Here is an 18065-nt window from a genome sequence, read left to right on the forward strand (position 1 = left end):
ATCGCCGCGGCGGATATCGGAGCACGCCAACACCGCACCCCGTAGCGGCGACACAGAAAGAGGGGCGCTCCGTGATGGAGCGCCCCTCTTGTGCGAGCGGAGAACGGTGGGGCTAGAGCGCCACGGCCTTCTTGACGTTCTTGCCCGTCGTGTCTTTCTTGCTCTTCTTGCTCTTCTTGTCTTTCTTGGCCTTCTCGCCCGCCGGAGCAACCGGCACCGGGTGGAACTCGTCCTCACTGTCGGCATCCGAGCTGGCCGTCACACCGGCGAGGGTGTGGGGATGCAGCGGCTGCAGGAACTGCTCGGGGTCGATGAGCTTGCGGCGGCCGGGTCGGGCGTTAGCCGGGAGACCGCCGACGTACAGCCATCCGAGCAGCTCTTCGTTCTTCTCGAGCTTGTGCATTTTGCGCACCGACTTGGCGCGCGTGTAGTGGCTCGTGCGCCAGAACACGCCCCAGCCGGCGTCGTGCAGAAGCAGGCTCATCATATGGGCGACGCCCGAGGCCGTGGCCTCTTGCTCCCACGGGTGAACCTTGCTCTTCTTCACGTTCGCGACGATGGCGAGGATGAGTGGAGCCTTCAGCGGTTTGCTGGATGGTTTGCTCGACCCTTCGGCCTTGCCGAGCGCCCGCGCCAGCTCGAGCCGGGCGTCGCCGCGCAACTCGATCAGGCGCCAGGGGCGCAGCGAGGAGTGGTCGGCCACGCGCCCGGCAGCCTGCACCAGGGGGAGGAGCTCGTCGTGGGTGGGAGCATCCGAGGTCACCTTGGACCAGGAGCGCCGACCCGCGACGATCTCGACGAGGTCGGTCACTTATTCGCTCGGGGTGAAGCCGAGGGCGAGCGAGTTCATGCAGTAACGGTCGCCGGTGGGGGTGCCGAAACCGTCGTCGAACACGTGGCCGAGGTGCGAACCGCACTTGGCGCAACGCACCTCGGTGCGCACCATTCCGAGGCTCTTGTCCTCGATGAGCTGCACGGCCTCGGGGTCGACCGACTCGTAGAACGAGGGCCAGCCGCAGCCGGAGTCGAACTTCGTTCCGCTCTTGAAGAGCTCGTTGCCGCACGCCGCACAGGTGTAGAGACCCGAGCGGGCCTCGTCGAGGAGTTCACCCGTCCACGGGCGTTCGGTGGCCGCTTCGCGGAGGACGGCGTACTGGTCGGCGGGAAGGTTCTCGCGCCACTCGGCGTCGCTCTTGTTTACTTCGTAAGTCATGGTGCCTCCTGCGGTCATAGACAGATCACCCTATTAAACCGGGCGGAGCTGAATATTGTTCCCGCATGACATGATGCCGGGATGGACCGAACACGCGCCTGGTACGAGCGTTTCGCGCGGCAGGAGGCGGTCGGCCGGTCGCCCCTCTACGTCGCCTGGGCGGAGGGGGTGGCGGCTGACGACGAGGTGCTCGCGTTGCTGGGAGAGCTGCCGCCCGAGAAGCGCCAGCCCAACCTGTTGTTCGCGTGCGCGCGCTGGTGCGGGGCCGACGACGGCATGCGGGACGCGTCGGCTGAGGATGCCGACGTCGGCGGCACGTCCTACGCGGCCTTCCGCGAGTTCGTCCTTTCGAACTGGTCGAGCGTGTCAGGCGAGATGCGCGCGCGGTCGACGCAGACGAACGAGCCGGGTCGCACCGCGAGCATCCTGCCGGTGTTGGCGCAGATCGATGACGCTGAGGGGCCGCTCGCGCTGATCGAAGTGGGGGCGTCGGCCGGGCTGTGTCTGTACCCCGACCGCTACAGCTTCCGGTTCACGGATTCGAGCCGCGTCCGCCGTCTCGTCACGAACCCCGGCGCTCGAGAGTTCGACCCGGATGACGGCGTCTGGCGTCTCGACCCGGAAGACGGCCCCGGCCCGGTCGTGCTGGAGACCGCGATAACGGTCACGGATTCGGCGGGCCGGCACCAGCTGACGCTCGAACCCGCCGAGCTCGACGACCCTATGGGGGACGCCCCCGATCTGACGGGTCATGCCGGTGATGATGCTGCGCGGGTGCCGGCTGAGGCAATTCGCACCACGCCTGTGCTGCCGACACGGATGCCGCGCATCGCTTGGCGTGCCGGCATCGATCTCGCGCCCATCGATGTGCGGGATACCGAAGACATCCGCTGGTTTCTGACGCTCCTCTGGCCCGAAGAGACCGAGCGGCGCTCGCGAATCGAGGCGGCACTCGACATCGTGCGACAAAACCCGCCGCTCCTCGTCACCGGAGATGCCGTGGACGATCTCGCTGCGCTGGTTGCCCGTGCGCCCGCCGGCACGACCCCGGTCGTCGTCACCGCGGGCGTGCTGGCTTACCTGTCCCCGGTGCGGCGCGAGGAGTTCGCCCGGGAGGTTGGGCGGCTGGGCGTGCGGTGGATCTCGAACGAGGGGGAGCGCGTGCTGCCCGATCTGGCCGAGCGACTCGCCGCGATCGAGGGGACGGGGGCCGCCGCATCCGAACCGGGTCGTTTCATCGTGGCGCTCGACGGCGAACCCGTCGCCGTCGCCGGACCACACGGCCAGTGGCTGCGATTTGTCTGAGTGACGGGTTCGACAAACGCCGAGGGCGGTGAGCGGGCGCTCAGGTGGCGCTGGATAGTATGGCGCTCGTGAGGAGGCCCGCCTGATGTCGACACAAGCTCAAAACGAAGCTCGAACGACCGGTGACCGACTCGACGAACTGTCGGCAGCCATCCTCGACTTCGAGAATCGCACGTGGCGCGAACAGTCCGTCAAGGACGAGGCCATTCGCAACACCTTCTCGCTGAGCCCCGCCCGCTACTATCAGTTGCTGGGCGCACTGCTGGAATCCCCCCTGGCGGTCGCCCACGATCCGTTGCTCGTCAACCGACTCCGCCGCCTGCACGATCGACGCCTCGCCCGCCGCGACGCGCGTGCCCGGCGCAGCCTATGAGGCGAGCGGATGTCGCCCGGTGCGACGCCCCTGACCCGACCCAGAGGACCAACGACTAAGCCATGGGACAGAGCTACCCGAAAGACCGGTTCGACGAAGCGCCGCGCGACCTCAAACGCGTGGGTGCGCACCGTGCGCCCGCCAAGCGTCGCGGCTGGATCGGGTTCGTGGTCGCCGCCGTCATCACGCTCCTCCTCGTCGCCATCGGCGCCGTGGCCATCAACGTGCTGAGCGACCGGGTGCAGTTCACCGATACGCCCGTGGCCTCGGGCACCGCACCCGCCAGCGAGGTTCCGACCGCGGCACCCACCATCGATCCGAACGCCGAGATCGTGGTGCTCAACGGCACGAAGACCGCGGGTCTCGCCGCGACGGCCATCTCGCAGCTCAACGCCGCGGGCTGGGAGCAGAGCATCACTCCGAGCAACTCCACCTCGACCGACGTCGAGACCACCATCGTCTACTACCGGGATTCCGCTCAGGAAGGTGTGGCCAGGGGGCTCGCCCAGGCGCTGGGTGGCGCGACCATCCAGCTGCTCACCGAAACCGAGGCGCCGGATGCCGGAGCCGAGGGTGAGGCGACCACCATCACGATCGTGCTCGGCACCGACTACACGCCCACGACGACTGCCCCGTAACGGCCGGAGCGCGCCCCGAAACCGCCCGCATATTTCGGCGATGTTTAATTCTCATTGAATTGTTGTACGCAATCGCGATATCGGGTCATTTACCCGTTGACCTGGCTGTCCATTTCATTACTATCTGAAATTGGTCACACATTTTGCCGTCAGTACGCTCCACCCGGATCGGCCTCGATACGCACGATGGCTGCATCCTCACATATGCAGTAGACCCCGCACAGGCAAAACGTTGGTGCGGAAATAACACAGCAACTGGGAGTTACTCATGGCGAACGGGACCGTGAAATGGTTCAACGCTGAAAAAGGTTTCGGCTTCATCACCGTCGACGGAGAGGGACAGGACGTCTTCGTCCACTATTCGGCGATCGACATGTCCGGCTACAAGGTTCTCGAAGAGGGCCAGGCCGTCGTGTTCGAGGTCGGCACCGGGGCAAAGGGCCCGCAGGCGGAGTCGGTGCGCCTCGCCTGAGACCGCATCAACGATCACGGAGAACGCCGCTCGCACACCGCGGGCGGCGTTCTTCATTCCCGGTCACGCGGCTTGCACTCGGTGGGGGAGAGTGCCAGAATCGTGTTAGCACTCGATCAACCTGAGTGCTAAATACGTTCATGACGTCCGGGAGGGACGAAAAACACAATGGCTAAGATCATTGCTTTTGACGAAGAGGCCCGCCGCGGCCTCGAGCGTGGCTTGAACACGCTGGCCGACGCCGTCCGAGTCACCCTCGGGCCCCGCGGTCGCAACGTTGTCCTCGAGAAGAAGTGGGGCGCCCCCACGATCACCAACGACGGCGTGTCCATCGCCAAGGAGATCGAACTCGACGACCCGTACGAGAAGATCGGCGCCGAGCTGGTCAAAGAGGTCGCCAAGAAGACCGACGACGTTGCCGGTGACGGCACCACGACGTCCGTCGTCCTGGCTCAGGCCCTCGTTCGCGAAGGACTTCGCAACGTGGCCGCCGGTGCAGACCCCATCAGCCTGAAGAAGGGCATCGAGAAGGCCGTCGCCGCCGTCTCGGCCGAGCTCATCTCCGCTGCCAAGGAAATCGAGACCAAGGAAGAGATCGCCGCCACGGCGTCTATCTCCGCCGCCGACCCGCAGATCGGTGCGATCATCGCCGAGGCGATCGACAAGGTCGGTAAGGAAGGTGTCGTCACCGTCGAGGAGTCGAACACGTTCGGCACCGAGCTCGAGCTCACCGAGGGTATGCGTTTCGACAAGGGTTACCTGTCGGCTTACTTCGTGACCGACGCCGACCGTCAGGAAGCGGTCTTCGAAGACCCCTACATCCTGATCGCGAACTCGAAGATCTCGAACATCAAAGACCTGCTGCCGATCGTCGACCAGGTCATCCAGTCGGGCAAGCAGCTCCTCATCATCGCCGAGGACGTCGACGGCGAAGCTCTCGCGACGCTCGTCGTCAACAAGATCCGTGGCATCTTCAAGTCGGTCGCCGTCAAGGCCCCCGGCTTCGGTGACCGCCGCAAGGCCCAGCTGCAGGACATCGCCATCCTCACCGGTGGTCAGGTCATCAGCGAAGAGGTCGGCCTCAAGCTCGAGAACGTGACGCTCGACCTGCTGGGTCGCGCTCGCAAGGTCGTCATCACCAAGGACGAGACCACCATCGTCGAGGGTGCCGGCGACGCCGAGCAGATCGCCGGTCGCGTTGCTCAGATCCGTAAAGAGATCGAGAACACCGACAGCGACTACGACCGCGAGAAGCTGCAGGAGCGCCTGGCGAAGCTCGCCGGCGGTGTCGCGGTCATCAAGGCCGGTGCCGCTACCGAGGTCGAGCTCAAGGAGCGCAAGCACCGCATCGAAGACGCCGTTCGCAACGCGAAGGCAGCCGTCGAAGAGGGTATCGTCGCCGGTGGTGGTGTCGCCCTGATCCAGGCCGGCAAGACCGCTTTCGACAAGCTCGACCTCACGGGTGACGAGGCGACCGGTGCCAACATCGTGCGCGTCGCCATCGACGCCCCGCTGAAGCAGATCGCCCTCAACGCCGGCCTCGAGCCCGGCGTCGTGGCCGAGAAGGTTCGCAACCTGCCCGTCGGACACGGCCTCAACGCCGCCACCGGCGAGTACGTCGACATGCTGGCCGCCGGCATCAACGACCCGGTGAAGGTGACCCGTTCGGCCCTGCTGAACGCCGCCTCCATCGCCGGTCTGTTCCTCACCACCGAGGCCGTCGTCGCCGACAAGCCCGAGCGCAACGCTCCGGCCCCGGCCGACCCCACCGGTGGCATGGACTTCTAAGTCCTGCACACACGAGAGGCGTCCTCCTTCGGGAGGGCGCCTCTCGTCGTTTAACCGCGCGGCGAATATATACGGGTGAACATGTTGCGTAGCGGTAGCCGTAGCCGTAGCCGTAGCCGTAGCCGTAGCCGTAGCCGCAGCCGCAGGTGCAGACCTAGCTGCAGCCGCAATCTGTCGTAGGGGCAGCCGCAGTCCCAGTCACTGTTGCAGGGGCAGCCGCTGTTGCTCGCGCTAGCGGGTTGCGGGGGAGGTGTCGCCGCCGCGCGGAGCCAGCTCGGCGGCGCGCTGGGCGTCGAGGAGCGGCAGGGTGACGCGGAAGGTGGCTCCGCCACCCGGCGTCTCGTCGACCGTCACGGTGCCTTCGTGGGCCCGGATGATCGAGGACACGATGGCGAGCCCGAGGCCGCTGCCGCCGGTTTCGCGGGTGCGGGAGCTGTCAGCGCGCCAGAAGCGCTCGAAGATCTTGTCGCGGATCTGCGGGGGCACGCCCTCGCCGTGATCGATGACCGCGATGGTCGCGGTGCCGGCGTCGGGGTTGGCCGAGACGCCGATCTCGATGGGGCTTCCGGGCGGTGTGAAGCGCAGGGCGTTGCCGATGAGGTTGGTGACCACCTGGCGGATCTTGTTCTCTTCGGCATAGACGAGCGCGGGGGTCTCGGGGCGCACGCCGTCGAGGCCCTCGGAGGCGGACATGTCGATGATGTCGTGCTCGCCGGTCTCGCGGCCGACGCCGGGGGCGCCGGAACGAGGACGACGGGACCGGAGGCGTGCGAGCGTCGCGCCCGCATAAGCGATGGGACCCGTTGCGGCAGCCTGTCCGGTGCCGTCGGCACGGGAGCGGCGCACGAGGGGCGCGGTGGCGGCCGTCTGGCCGTCTGAGGCGGGGGCGTTGCGAGACCCGGCGGCGTCAGGCGTGCCGTCGCCGGTGCGCGCGGCCTCGGCGGCCCGGGCATCGGTGCCCGCGCCGGAACCGGCGGATGCGAATGCGCCCGCGGCGGCACCCAGGGCTGGCTCCGATGCGGAGGCCGGGGTGGCGCACAGCGCGGTCTGGGGCGGGTTGTCGGCGACGACTGTGACCGTGCGATCTTGCGACGCGGCGGAAGCATCCATGGCGGCGTCACGCGCGATCGGGGTCAGATCGACGACCGTGCGCACGAGCGGCTTCGTCTCGTCGAGGCGCGCGAGCTCGAGCAGGTCTTCGACGAGGCCGCCCATGCGGATGGCCTCTTTCTCGATGCGCTCCATGGCCTGGGCGACGTCGTCGGGGGTCTGCAGGGCGCCCATGCGGTAGAGCTCGGCATAGCCCCGCACGGTGACGAGGGGTGTGCGCAATTCGTGGCTGGCGTCGCCCACGAAGCGGCGCATCTGGCTGATGGTCTTGCTGCGGTCGGAGAACGCCTGGTCGATGCGGTTCAACATGGTGTTGAGCGAACGGTTCAGGCGGCCGACCTCGGTGTTGGGGGTCGAGACGCTGAGGCGTTGGCTGAAGTCGCCCTTGGCGATGGCGGCGGCGGTGCTCTCGACATCCCGCAACGGCTGGAACGTGGATGTCACGAGCAAACGTGTCAGCACGGCCCCGAGGATGATGACCCCGAGCCCCAGGCCGAAGAAGATCGTGAGGTAGGTGGCGACGACATTGTCGGTTTCACGCATCGACATGGCTACGACGGCCACACCCGTGCTGCGCCCGTCATCCCACCGGATGGGGGCGGCGACGGCCGAGTAGGTGACCGCACCGTTGGCGTTGTGCAGCTCGAACGGCACCAGGTCGCGCCCGGCCGCCTGCTCGAGCGTGAACGTTGCAGGCGGAACGGGCAGCGTGCTGGACGGTTTGCTGCGCCACGTGTTGCCCACGTAGGAACCCGTCGGGTCGTAGAACGCGACATAGAAGTCGGAGTTCGACCCGTCGAGCACCACGTTGTTGTCGACGAGACCCGCGATGTATTCGTTTTGAGCCTGAGCCTGCAGCTTGGCGTTGACCTGGTTGGTGAGCGCCGGCTTCAGAATGGCGACCGTGCCGACTCCCGCGAGTAGCAACCCCATGGCGAGGACGATGACGGTGACACCGGTGATTTTGGTGCGCAGCGAAATCGAATTCCACCACTCGGAGAGGGAATCGTTCATTGGGTGCGGATCAGGCCTTACCGGTCTTCAACATGTAGCCGAAGCCACGCTTGGTCTGGATGAGGGGTTCTGACGAGAACTGGTCGAGCTTGCGGCGCAGGTAAGAGATGTAGCTCTCGACGATTCCCGCGTCACCGTTGAAATCGTACTCCCACACGTGGTCGAGGATCTGGGCTTTGCTGAGAACGCGGTTGGGGTTGAGCATGAGGTAGCGCAGCAGCTTGAACTCGGTGGGGCTGAGCTCGATGGCCGTCTCGCCCACGAGGACTTCGTGCGTGTCTTGATCCATGGTGAGCTCGCCGGCACGGATGACCGCGTCTTCGTCGGCATGCATGGTGCGACGCAGGATGGCCTTGATGCGCGCGACGATCTCGTCGAGGCTGAACGGCTTGGTGACGTAGTCGTCGCCGCCGACCGTGAGACCCGTGATCTTGTCTTCGGTGTCGTCTTTGGCCGTGAGGAAGAGGATGGGGGCCGTGTAGCCCGAGGAGCGCAGACGCTTGGTGACGCCGAAGCCGTTCATATCGGGCAGCATCACGTCGAGGATGATCAGGTCGGGCTCTTCTTCGAGAACGGCCGAGATGGCCTGAGCCCCGTTGCCGACCGCACGCACCGCGAAACCGGCGAAACGCAGGCTCGTGGTGAGGAGGTCGCGGATGTTGGGTTCGTCGTCGACGATAAGGATGCGTGGTCCGGTCATGCCCCTAGTATCTGCGTGTTGTCTGCACGTTGTCTGGGAGCGCTAGGGATGTGCGCAGGGCGCCGGCTCGACGGCATCCGAGCGCCCTGCCGGCCTAGGCCGCGATGCTGTCGGCGTCGAGGATGGTGTAGCTGTAGCCCTGTTCGGCGAGGAAGCGCTGGCGGTTCTGCGCGAAGTCCTGGTCGACCGTGTCGCGGGCCACGAGCGTATAGAAGTTGGCGGCCAGGCCCGACTCCTTGGGGCGCAGCAGGCGGCCGAGGCGCTGAGCCTCTTCCTGGCGCGAACCGAACGACCCAGACACCTGAATGGCGACGGTGGCCTCGGGCAGGTCGACCGAGAAGTTGGCGACCTTCGACACGACGAGCACCTGCTCTTCGCCCACGCGGAACGCCTGGAACAAGCGCTCGCGCTCGTCGACGGGTGTCGATCCGGTGAGCTGCGGGGCTCCGAGGGCCGTGGCGAGTTCGTCGATCTGGTCGAGGTACTGGCCGATGACGAGGATGCGCTCACCCTTGTGCTTCTTTACGAGCTCGCGCACGACGTCCAACTTGGCGGGAGCCGTGGCGGCGAGACGGTAGCGCTCGTCGTCGGCCGCGGCCGCGTAGGTGAGTCGCTCGGACTGCGGCAGGTCGATGCGCACCTCGTAGCAGGTGGCGGGGGAGATGTAGCCCTGCGCCTCGATCTCTTTCCACGGCGCGTCGAAACGCTTCGGGCCGATGAGGCTGAACACGTCGCCCTCGCGGCCGTCTTCGCGCACGAGCGTGGCCGTGAGGCCGAGGCGGCGGCGGGCCTGCAGTTCGGCTGTGAGCTTGAAGACGGGCGCGGGCAGCAGGTGCACCTCGTCGTAGACCACGAGGCCCCAGTCCATGGCGTCGAGCAGGGCCAGGTGCGTGTATTCGCCTTTTCGGCGGGCCGTGAGGATCTGGTAGGTGGCGATCGTGACGGGTTTGACCTCTTTGACCTCACCCGAGTATTCGCCGATCTCGTCGGCCGTCAGCGTCGTGCGCTTGAGCAGCTCGTCGCGCCACTGACGCGCCGAGACCGTGTTGGTCACGAGGATGAGCGTGTTGGTCTTGGCCGTGGCCATGGCGCCCGCGCCCACGAGTGTCTTGCCCGCTCCACAGGGGAGCACGACGACGCCCGAGCCGCCGTCGAAGAAGTTCTGCACGGCCTTGTTCTGGTAGTCCCGCAGGGCCCAGCCGTCTTCCTTCAGGTCGATGACGTGGGGGGTGCCTGGGGTGTAGCCCGCGAGGTCTTCGGCCGGCCATCCGAGCTTCACGAGCTCTTGTTTGAGCTGGCCGCGCGCCCAGGGCTCGACGAGGAAGACGCCGGGGGCCGGGTTTCCGATCAGGAGGGGCGCGATGCGCTTGGCGTTGGCGACCTCGGCGATGACGGCTTCGTCGAGCGAGCGCAAAATGAGGGCGCCCTCGTCATCCCGCTCGATGTTGAGGCGGCCATAACGCGACACCGTCTCGGCGATGTCGATCGTGACGGTCTGGGGGATGGCGAACTTCGAGTACTTCTCGAGCGTGCCGATCATGTCTTCGGCCTCGTGGCCGGCGGCACGCGCGTTCCAGAGTCCGAGGCGCGTGATGCGGTAGGTGTGGATGTGCTCGGGGGCACGTTCGAGCTCGGCGAAGACGGCGAGGTCGTGCCGCGCTTCCTCGGCGAGAGGGTGCGCGACCTCGAGCAGCACGGTGCGGTCGCTTTGGACGATCAGTGGTCCGTCAGACATAACTGCTCAGTTTAGTCGCGCTTTCTGAGAACGGATGACGCGTGCCGCCAGCCCCGATCAGGCAGGCTTCAGGCGCGTGATGTTCTTGATCGGCAGCGTGCGCTCGATGTCGGCGGCACGATCGCGACCGCGCAAGCGACCCGCGGCGACGGCCGTCGGCTCGAGCAGGAATTCGCGTTCGACCCCGCCCGGGAGCGAGACCAGCACGAGCACTGTCTGCTTCGCCTTGATGGCCGCGTCGAGTTGGCGCGCCAACCAGGCCTCGTCGGAGGCATCGCCCTCGACGGCCGTGTTCTCGCGCAGACGCGCGATCAGCGGGGAGTAGTCGGCGGGCGGCGGCGGTGTGGGGCGCGCACGCAGGGCTCGGCGGCGCGGGGTGCGGATCTCGCCGTCGATGGTCTCGGCGGCGACCGGGTAGCGCGCGTCGACCAGCGCCCAGAACACCACGTCGTCGGCGAAGCGGCTGACGAGGCGGTTGCGGCCGGACTGGTGGAGCGCGACGGCCGTGAGTGAGTGATCGACCGAGATCTGGCTGATCAGGTGTTCGTCGTCGGAACGCACGTAGGTGCGCGCACCGCTCGGCGACTCGAGGGCCTCGGACTCGGGCAGGGTGCCGACACGGACGCGGCCGAAACGCTTGGCGCTCTCGCGCACGAGGTAGTCGACGGGCTGCGGGATGCCGGTCAGCGAGATCTTGGACAGGAACTCGAGGATGCTGTCGGCGGTCTCGCCGGAGGACAGCGCCTTGGTGACCGATTCGGCGCTCAGACGGTAGCTGGCGGCTTGTGCACGGGCTTCGAGGCCGGCGATTCCGCGGAGGCGCAGATCGGCCGTGGGGTTGAGAGGGCCCGGGCTGACGATGCTGAGGTCGTGCTGGATGTAGACGTTGTCGACCTGGTGCGGGAGGCTGTCGGCGAGAAGGGCGGCTGCGGCATCCGCACCCTTTTCGAGCACGGTGACGCCGACGGATGTGGGGTGGCCCGTCGTGGTGATGCCGAGGGCCTCGGCCTGTGCGGTGACGCGTGCGAGTTGGGTGGTGATCCAACCGCTGCCCGCGGGGTACAGCCAGGCGGCGTAGGACGTGAGGGCCTGACCCCATGAGCTTTGCGCGAGCGGCGCGAGGGCCGCGCGCACCTCGGTGGGGACGGACTCGAGCCAGGTGCTCGCGAGCAGGGACCAGCGGTCGACGATGCTGCCGCGCAGCCAGCGCTCGCCGTCGGGTGTGGACAGCCAGCCGGTCGATTCGAGGGTGACGAAACCCGCGCGGCGTGCGAGGTCGAAGTAGGTGGTGACGGCCGTGGGCTCGACGTGCATCGACTCGGCCATGCGCTTGGTGTCGGGCTGGCCGAGGCCGCCGCGACCCAATTCCCGCGCCGGCATCTGCGTGAGCTCGATGACCATTTCGGCGACGGCCGACAGGGCCTCGAATGCGCGCTCGGAGGCGAGCGACTCGGGGGCCGTGATGGGGATGGTCTGGGTGCTGCGGGCGCCGGACGGGACGCTGGCATGGCCGCCGTGGTGCTGCTCGGCGGCTGCGTCGGGCGAGGCGGGCACCCCGGTGGGGCCAGCTGAAGCGGCGGCGGCGGTTGCAGCGGCCGAGCCCGAGACCGCGGATGCTCCGGCGCTCGAGGGGGCGGTGAAGCCGTCGATGGCGGGTGCCGGCTCGTTCGTGAGGGCCTCGGCGTCGGGCAGATCGCGCTCGGGCCAGGAGGCGAGCACCGCGGCGACGGCGGCGAAGGTGCGGTAGGTGGCCGGGTCGATGTCGAGCGGGTCGACCGCCAGGGGCGTGCCCGTGCCGAGGGCGAGGGTGACGAGGTGACGTTGGCGTGCCACATCTGTGTCGTCTGAGGGGTCGACCGGGGCGCCGGATGCGAGGGCCAGCGTGCGGCGGTCGAGGTGGCTCAGGGCCTGCTGCACCCGCTCGGGGTCGAAAAGGAGGTCGGCTAGGTCGAAGAGATCGGAGATGCGCGCATCGGGGGAGATGGAGCGCGCGGTGAGGAGCGTGCGGATGGCCTCGTCGGGCCAGGCGCGGAGCGACGTTGCAAGCGCGAGAGTGTCAGTCACGGAGACGACCGGGCCCTTATCGGCTCGACCGGGGACGCGTGGTGCCGCCCGGCGTTCGCCGTGCGGTGGTGGCTGCGGCGGGTTTGCCTGCAGCCGAGCCGGATGCCGCCGAGGCGCGGTTCTCGCGGCCGCGACGGGTGAAACCGACGATCAGCAGCGTGAGCACCATGAGGAATGCGATCGGCAGGCCGATGAGCGGCAGGAAGCTGATGACGGGCCACAGGCCGTTCTGGAAGTCGCCGCGCTCGAGGCCCGTAGCGGTGCCCACGATGATGGCGACGAAGCTGAGAATGGACAGGAAGACTATTGCGACCAGCATCACGGCGAGCACACGCTCGAACCTCGTTACGCCGGAAGATGTTTGATCGGTCACCTGACCAGGATATCGGCTCCCGGGTGACAAACAGTTAAACTGATGGATGGCGGGCATGAGCCCACCGTCCTGACGAGCCCGGAAGTCAGGTCAATGCGTCTCACGCCACACCCGGGTGGCGTGCAACAACAGCAGCGAGGTTTCAATGCCAACCGGCAAGGTCAAGTTCTACGACGAGGAAAAAGGCTTCGGCTTCATCGCGAGCGATGACGGTCAGGAAGTGTTCCTGCACGCGTCGGCGCTTCCCGCCGGTGTCACGCAGGTGAAAGCAGGAACCCGCCTCGATTTCGGCGTCGCCGACGGCAAACGCGGCGCTCAGGCGCTCTCCGTGCGCATTCTCGACGCCCCGCCCAGCCTCGCCAAGGCCAAGCGCAAACCGGCCGACGACATGGCGATCATCGTCGAAGACCTGGTCAAGGTGCTCGACGGCATCGGCGGCAACCTGCGCAAGGGCCGCTACCCCGACAGCGCCCACAGCCACAAAGTCGCCCAGGTGTTGCGCCGGGTCGCGGATGAACTCGATGCCTGAGCCGCGCGACGATGACGCCTCCTTCGTGGGGGAACATGACGAGCGCGCGGGTTTGACCGACACCGGTGCAGACGGCGTGTCGGATGCCGTGAGCAAGTCTGTCGGGCAGGCTGACGGTGCCGCCGCCGAGGGTTCTGACGCGGTTTCCGTGGATGGTGACGCCGACGCTTCAGACGCTGCGACGGATGCTGACGCTGCGACGGACGCTGACGCCAACGCGGGTGCTCAGCCCGTCGAGGCTGTGCCGGCCGTTCCCGACGAGGTGCTCTTGGCCTCGGTCGATCTGGCGCGCACCGCGCTCGCCGAGGTGACGCCCGCCGAGACGATCGGTGAGCCGGCCGGACACATCGTCGAGGGCGAACACGTCATGTCGCTCCTGTTCGAGAACCTGCAGGCCGGTTACCCCGGTTGGTTCTGGAGCGCCACGATTGCACGGGTCGACGAAGAGACGGCTCCCACCGTGCTCGAGGTCGAATTGATGCCGGGCGAGCTTGCTCTCATCGCTCCCGAGTGGGTGCCGTGGTCGGATCGGCTCGCCGACTATCGATCCGCGCAGCTCGAGGCCGAGGCTGCACTCGCCGCTGCCGCCGACGACGAGGAATTCGACGACGAAGACGAGAGCGATCTCGACGACGATGACGACGAGATCGACGGCGTGGACATCGACGACGCCGCGGAATCCGAAGATGACTCGGATGACGACGACGAGTCGGACGACGATGATGACGACTCGGACGACGACGACGATGACGAGTCGGACGACGACGACGATGACGAGTCGGACGACGATGACGATGACGACTCGGACGACGACGATGCGTCGCATGACGACGACTCCGACGACGACGAGTCTGACGACGACGATTCGGACGACGACAGCGACGACGCGAGCGGCACGAACGACTCGTCCGGCGCCGACGGCGAGGCTGCGGACGAGAAGCCGCGTCGCCGCCGCCTGTGGCGTCGACGCCCCCGCCGCAAGTAGGTCGCGGACGTCGGGCTGAGAAGACTGAACGACAAGAGGGGCGGGTGACCGAAGTCATCCGCCCCTCTTCTGTGCCGTGGGAAACCTAGAGGGCGCCGACCACGTGCTCGATGCTGCGCACCAGCTGGCGCACGTCGTCGGGGTCGATGGCCGTGAACGTGGCCACGCGCAGCTGGTTGCGGCCCAGCTTGCGGTAGGGCTCGGTGTCGACGATGCCGTTGGCCCGCAGGACCTTGGCCACCTGGGCGGCGTCGATCGCGTCGTCGAAGTCGATGGTGACGACGACCTGCGAGCGGTGCTCGGGGTTCTCGACGAACGGCGTCGTGTAAGAGGTGCGCTCGGCCCACTCGTAGAGCACGTTCGAGGACTCGGCCGTGCGCGCGGACGCCCAGGACAGGCCGCCGTTGTCGTTCATCCACTGCAGCTGGCTGTCGAGCATGACGAGGGTGGCGATGGCCGGCGTGTTGAGGGTCTGGTTGAGGCGCGAGTTGTCGACCGCGTTCTTCAGGCTGAGGAACTCGGGGATGTAACGGTCGGATGCCGCGATCTTCTCGACACGCTCGAGGGCGGCGGGGGAGAAGAGCGCGAACCACAGGCCGCCGTCGGAGGCGAAGTTCTTCTGCGGCGCGAAGTAGTAGACGTCGGTTTCGGCGGCGTCGATGTCGATGCCACCCGCGGCGCTCGTGGCGTCGATGACGGTGAGCGCGCCCTCGTCGCCGTGCACGCGCGTGACGGGGGCCATGACGCCCGTGGACGTCTCGTTGTGCGGCCAGGCGTACACGTCGACACCCTCGACAATCTCGACCTCGCTGCGCGATCCGCCCGGGGCCGTCTTCACGACGGGGGCCTCGAGCCACGGCGCGCCGGCAGCCTTGGCGAACTTGGAACCGAATTCTCCGAACGAGAGGTTCTCGGCACGGCGTTCGATGAGACCGAAGGATGCGGCATCCCAAAACGCTGTCGAACCGCCGTTGCCGAGGACGATTTCATAACCGTCGGGCAGGCGGAAGAGAGAGGAGAGGCCTTCGCGCACGCTGCCGACCAGGTTCTTGACGGGGGCCTGGCGGTGGGACGTGCCGAGGAGCGATTCTCCGGCGGCGGCGAGCGCCTGGATCTGCTCGGGACGAACCTTGGAGGGGCCGCAACCGAAGCGTCCGTCGGCGGGCAGAAGGTCAGCGGGAATGTGCAAGTCAGCCATACGTTGATTGTAGAGGCGCGGGTCGTTCCGCTTCGTTCTATGTCGGCCGGTCACAGTAGGCTGGTCGAACCGCGCAGAACCCCAGGGAGACGTCGATGACCGATCTAATTGACACGACGGAGATGTACCTCCGCACCATCCTCGAACTCGAAGAAGAGAACATCGTTCCCCTTCGTGCGCGAATTTCAGAGCGCCTCGGCCACTCGGGCCCCACCGTCTCGCAGACCGTCGGCCGCATGGAGCGCGACGGCCTGGTCGTCGTCTCGGGCGACCGCCACCTCGAATTGACGACGGATGGCCGCCGTAAGGCCGTTCACGTGATGCGCAAGCATCGTCTCGCCGAGCGTCTCTTGAGCGACGTCATCGGGCTCGAGTGGGAGTACGTGCACGAAGAGGCCTGCCGCTGGGAGCACGTCATGAGCGAGCAGGTCGAGCGCAAGCTGCTGGCCATGCTCAACCACCCCACCGAGTCGCCCTACGGCACGCCCATTCCGGGGCTCGACGAGCTGGGCGACGACCCGGCCGGCGCGTTCGGTGCAGGTGTCACGAGCATCGTCGAGCTGGTGCGTTCGTCGGCCGAACCCGTGGCCGCCACCATCCGCCGTCTGGGTGAGCCGGTGCAGTTCGAGCCCGAGCTGTTGCTGCAGCTGAAGCAGTCGGGTGTGCTGCCCGGCAACGAGGCCACGTTCTCCGCCGCGGGCACCTACGTTCTAGTCCAGGTTGAAGGTTTTGGAGATGGTTTAGAACTTCCTCACGAGGTCGCGACCCACATTTACGTCGCCTCCGTCTAAGCCGGCCGAATAACGCCGCGTCGCCCGATATGACGGGCGACGCGGCGTTTTCGTTGTCCGACCATATGCAAACGGGCCGTCAATGATAGGCCCCGAAGAGGGGGTCGTTTACCGTTACCAATTCGTTAAAAAAGACCCGGATATATGTGACAAAGCCCCTGCCCTCGCGTATGGTCGAACAAGTCCGATGGCCGCAAACCGGTCGCAGGACCTGTCGTGAGGCGCCTTCCCCGCTCATTCCCTTACGGCAGATCCCCAATGATTCTTGTTGTGGATGAGCCAGTCCCATGCCCGGGCTGGAGAGGCGCCGGAGGTAAAAACTTTGGCCGAAAACGTCACCCCCGAGTCGCCAGACTCGCCCAACAGCTCCACCAACCCGAACCCCAGCACTGCCCCTGAAAGCACCACCCCTTCGGCGACTCCGACCCGCCGAAGCATCCGCGAAGCAGCAGCTGCCGCGGCCGCACAGGCCGTTCAGCCGGCCCGCACCCCCGCCGCCACGAGCAGCATCGGTGCCAAGACCCCCACCGCCTCGAGCCTCACCCCCTCGACTCGCGTGAGCGTCAAGACCGCCGCGGTCGCCACGCAGGCCGCAGCCTCCTCGGCCGTGTCGCCCGCATTCGCCAAGCCGGCCGCCAAGAAGGCGCCGAGCAAGGGATGGCGCAGCTTCCGGTCCACGGCCGTCATGGCGCTCGTGGTTCCCGGCCTCTTCGCCACTATCGCGATCCCGGCTTACGCCATGACGCCCGGTGGCACCGACGACCAGACGGCCGCCTCGGGTGTGCAGGTCGCGAAAGAGACCGGCGCTCAGAAAATGACCGTCGACGACGAGGCGGCCATTGCGCCCGTCGCGCGTGACGGCTATACGGCCACGACATCCGCCGAGCTCGCCACGGCACGCGCCGCAACCGCGGTCGCCGCCCAGCGCACGGCCACGACGGCCAGCTACGTCGAGACCGCCAGCACTCAGAAGACCGCCGCCGAGCTGCTCGCCGCGGCCCCGCGCGCCGGGCTTCCCGCCCAGGCCGACGTCTTCGCCGCCGCGCTGAAGTACCAGGGCGTTCCTTACGTCTTCGGCGGCGCGACGCCCGCCGGCTTCGACTGCTCCGGCTTCGTGCTCTACGTCTACGCGCAGTTCGGCATCTCGCTGCCGCACTCGTCCACCGCCCAGGGCGCTCGCGGCACGGTCATCTCGGCCGCCGAGGCCGTCCCCGGTGACCTGCTCGTCAAGCCCGGACACATCGGCTTCTACGCCGGCAACGGCATGATCTTGCACGCCTCGCAGCCGGGCACGCCGCTCCGCATCGGCCCGATGTACGGCAACTACACCTACGTGCGCTTCACCGGCTGACAAGACCGATGAGGATGCCTCGAGCATCCGGCACCTCGAACCGCTCGCCGACACCTCCTCGGCGGGCGGTTCGTGCGTGTGGGGACGCGCGCCTGGCAGGATGGGCCGCCCGGCGCGTGAACTCTTCGTTACACATGAGTTTCTCGGTCGATATTTCGACCACGGTCGGGCATTCGTGGGTTACATTATTGTCTTGACCCAAGCGAAAAGGGGCAAGCAGCTTATGTGCGAACAACCGCGTATCCACACCACGGATACCTCTGGTCGTTTCGCGCTGCGGCATTCCAGTTTTACGAGCACGACCAGCAGTGTGCGCACGCGCGCTGCGGGAGTGTGAAGGCATCGTCTCAGACGGTGCCTTTTTTCGTACCTGGGACTGACTCTCTCCGCCACGGTCACGCTGTCGAAACAACGTGAAGCCGTCAC

The 18065-nt window shown here is 67.0% G+C and carries 17 protein-coding genes; 9 read left to right on the plus strand and 8 right to left on the minus strand.

All coding sequences use genetic code 11. The annotated features are described in order from the left end of the window. Positions 1-112: 112 nt before the first annotated feature. Positions 113-811 carry a nitroreductase family protein gene (locus ACZ6IE_RS03970; protein ID WP_464606872.1) on the minus strand — a complete coding sequence of 233 codons (699 nt, stop codon included), beginning with the start codon at positions 809-811 and terminating at the stop codon, positions 113-115. Then, entirely contained in the window at positions 812-1213 is a 402-nt protein-coding gene (gene msrB, locus ACZ6IE_RS03975; protein WP_077053725.1) for a peptide-methionine (R)-S-oxide reductase MsrB, read from the minus strand. 81 nt (positions 1214-1294) lie between these two features. On the opposite strand from msrB, the gene ACZ6IE_RS03980 reads away from it, so the two are divergent. The 5 genes from ACZ6IE_RS03980 to groL all read left to right on the plus strand — a co-directional run bounded on the left by ACZ6IE_RS03980 (position 1295) and on the right by groL (position 5789). Then, positions 1295-2518, plus strand: coding sequence for a DUF2332 domain-containing protein (locus tag ACZ6IE_RS03980; RefSeq protein WP_464606873.1), 1224 nt, complete (start codon positions 1295-1297; stop codon positions 2516-2518). Positions 2519-2603: 85 nt separating this feature from the next. Next, positions 2604-2891, plus strand: coding sequence for a DUF3263 domain-containing protein (locus ACZ6IE_RS03985; RefSeq protein WP_464606874.1), 288 nt, complete (start codon positions 2604-2606; stop codon positions 2889-2891). A gap of 62 nt (positions 2892-2953) precedes the next feature. Beyond that, positions 2954-3529, plus strand: coding sequence for a LytR C-terminal domain-containing protein (locus tag ACZ6IE_RS03990; protein WP_464606875.1), 576 nt, complete (start codon positions 2954-2956; stop codon positions 3527-3529). 268 nt (positions 3530-3797) lie between these two features. Continuing rightward, positions 3798-4001, plus strand: a complete 204-nt coding sequence (locus ACZ6IE_RS03995) for a cold-shock protein (protein WP_077053721.1) — start codon at positions 3798-3800, stop codon at positions 3999-4001. A 168-nt stretch (positions 4002-4169) separates the two neighbouring features. Continuing rightward, a complete protein-coding gene (gene groL, locus ACZ6IE_RS04000; RefSeq protein ID WP_079727057.1) occupies positions 4170-5789 on the plus strand; it encodes a chaperonin GroEL in 1620 nt (539 codons plus the stop codon). A 231-nt stretch (positions 5790-6020) separates the two neighbouring features. Here groL and ACZ6IE_RS04005 read toward each other — a convergent pair whose 3' ends face one another. The 5 genes from ACZ6IE_RS04005 to ACZ6IE_RS04025 form a co-directional block, all read right to left on the minus strand. Further along, on the minus strand, positions 6021-7913 hold the full coding sequence (locus ACZ6IE_RS04005) for a sensor histidine kinase (RefSeq protein ID WP_464606876.1): 1893 nt from the start codon (positions 7911-7913) through the stop codon (positions 6021-6023). 10 nt (positions 7914-7923) lie between these two features. Next, positions 7924-8613, minus strand: coding sequence for a response regulator transcription factor (locus tag ACZ6IE_RS04010; protein WP_077053718.1), 690 nt, complete (start codon positions 8611-8613; stop codon positions 7924-7926). A gap of 94 nt (positions 8614-8707) precedes the next feature. After that, positions 8708-10348: a DNA repair helicase XPB gene (locus ACZ6IE_RS04015; RefSeq protein WP_077053717.1), complete on the minus strand. Its 1641-nt coding sequence runs from the start codon at positions 10346-10348 to the stop codon at positions 8708-8710. Between the two features lie 57 nt (positions 10349-10405). After that, positions 10406-12412, minus strand: a complete 2007-nt coding sequence (locus tag ACZ6IE_RS04020) for a helicase-associated domain-containing protein (RefSeq protein WP_464606877.1) — start codon at positions 12410-12412, stop codon at positions 10406-10408. Positions 12413-12428: 16 nt separating this feature from the next. After that, a complete protein-coding gene (locus tag ACZ6IE_RS04025; RefSeq protein ID WP_464606878.1) occupies positions 12429-12785 on the minus strand; it encodes a hypothetical protein in 357 nt (118 codons plus the stop codon). A gap of 145 nt (positions 12786-12930) precedes the next feature. On the opposite strand from ACZ6IE_RS04025, the gene ACZ6IE_RS04030 reads away from it, so the two are divergent. Beyond that, a complete protein-coding gene (locus ACZ6IE_RS04030; RefSeq protein ID WP_077053714.1) occupies positions 12931-13314 on the plus strand; it encodes a cold-shock protein in 384 nt (127 codons plus the stop codon). Next, complete coding sequence (locus ACZ6IE_RS04035) at positions 13307-14299, plus strand: DUF3027 domain-containing protein (RefSeq protein WP_464606879.1); 993 nt, start codon at positions 13307-13309, stop codon at positions 14297-14299. Before ACZ6IE_RS04030 ends, ACZ6IE_RS04035 begins: the two co-directional genes overlap by 8 nt. An 85-nt stretch (positions 14300-14384) precedes the next feature. Here ACZ6IE_RS04035 and serC read toward each other — a convergent pair whose 3' ends face one another. Beyond that, a complete protein-coding gene (serC, locus tag ACZ6IE_RS04040) occupies positions 14385-15497 on the minus strand; it encodes a phosphoserine transaminase (RefSeq protein ID WP_464606880.1) in 1113 nt (370 codons plus the stop codon). A gap of 95 nt (positions 15498-15592) precedes the next feature. On the opposite strand from serC, the gene ACZ6IE_RS04045 reads away from it, so the two are divergent. Further along, positions 15593-16288, plus strand: coding sequence for a metal-dependent transcriptional regulator (locus tag ACZ6IE_RS04045; RefSeq protein ID WP_077053711.1), 696 nt, complete (start codon positions 15593-15595; stop codon positions 16286-16288). 322 nt (positions 16289-16610) lie between these two features. Further along, positions 16611-17639: a C40 family peptidase gene (locus ACZ6IE_RS04050; protein WP_464606881.1), complete on the plus strand. Its 1029-nt coding sequence runs from the start codon at positions 16611-16613 to the stop codon at positions 17637-17639. The last annotated feature ends 426 nt before the right edge of the window (positions 17640-18065 follow it).

This window comes from Okibacterium sp. AC114 (genome assembly GCF_979253355.1).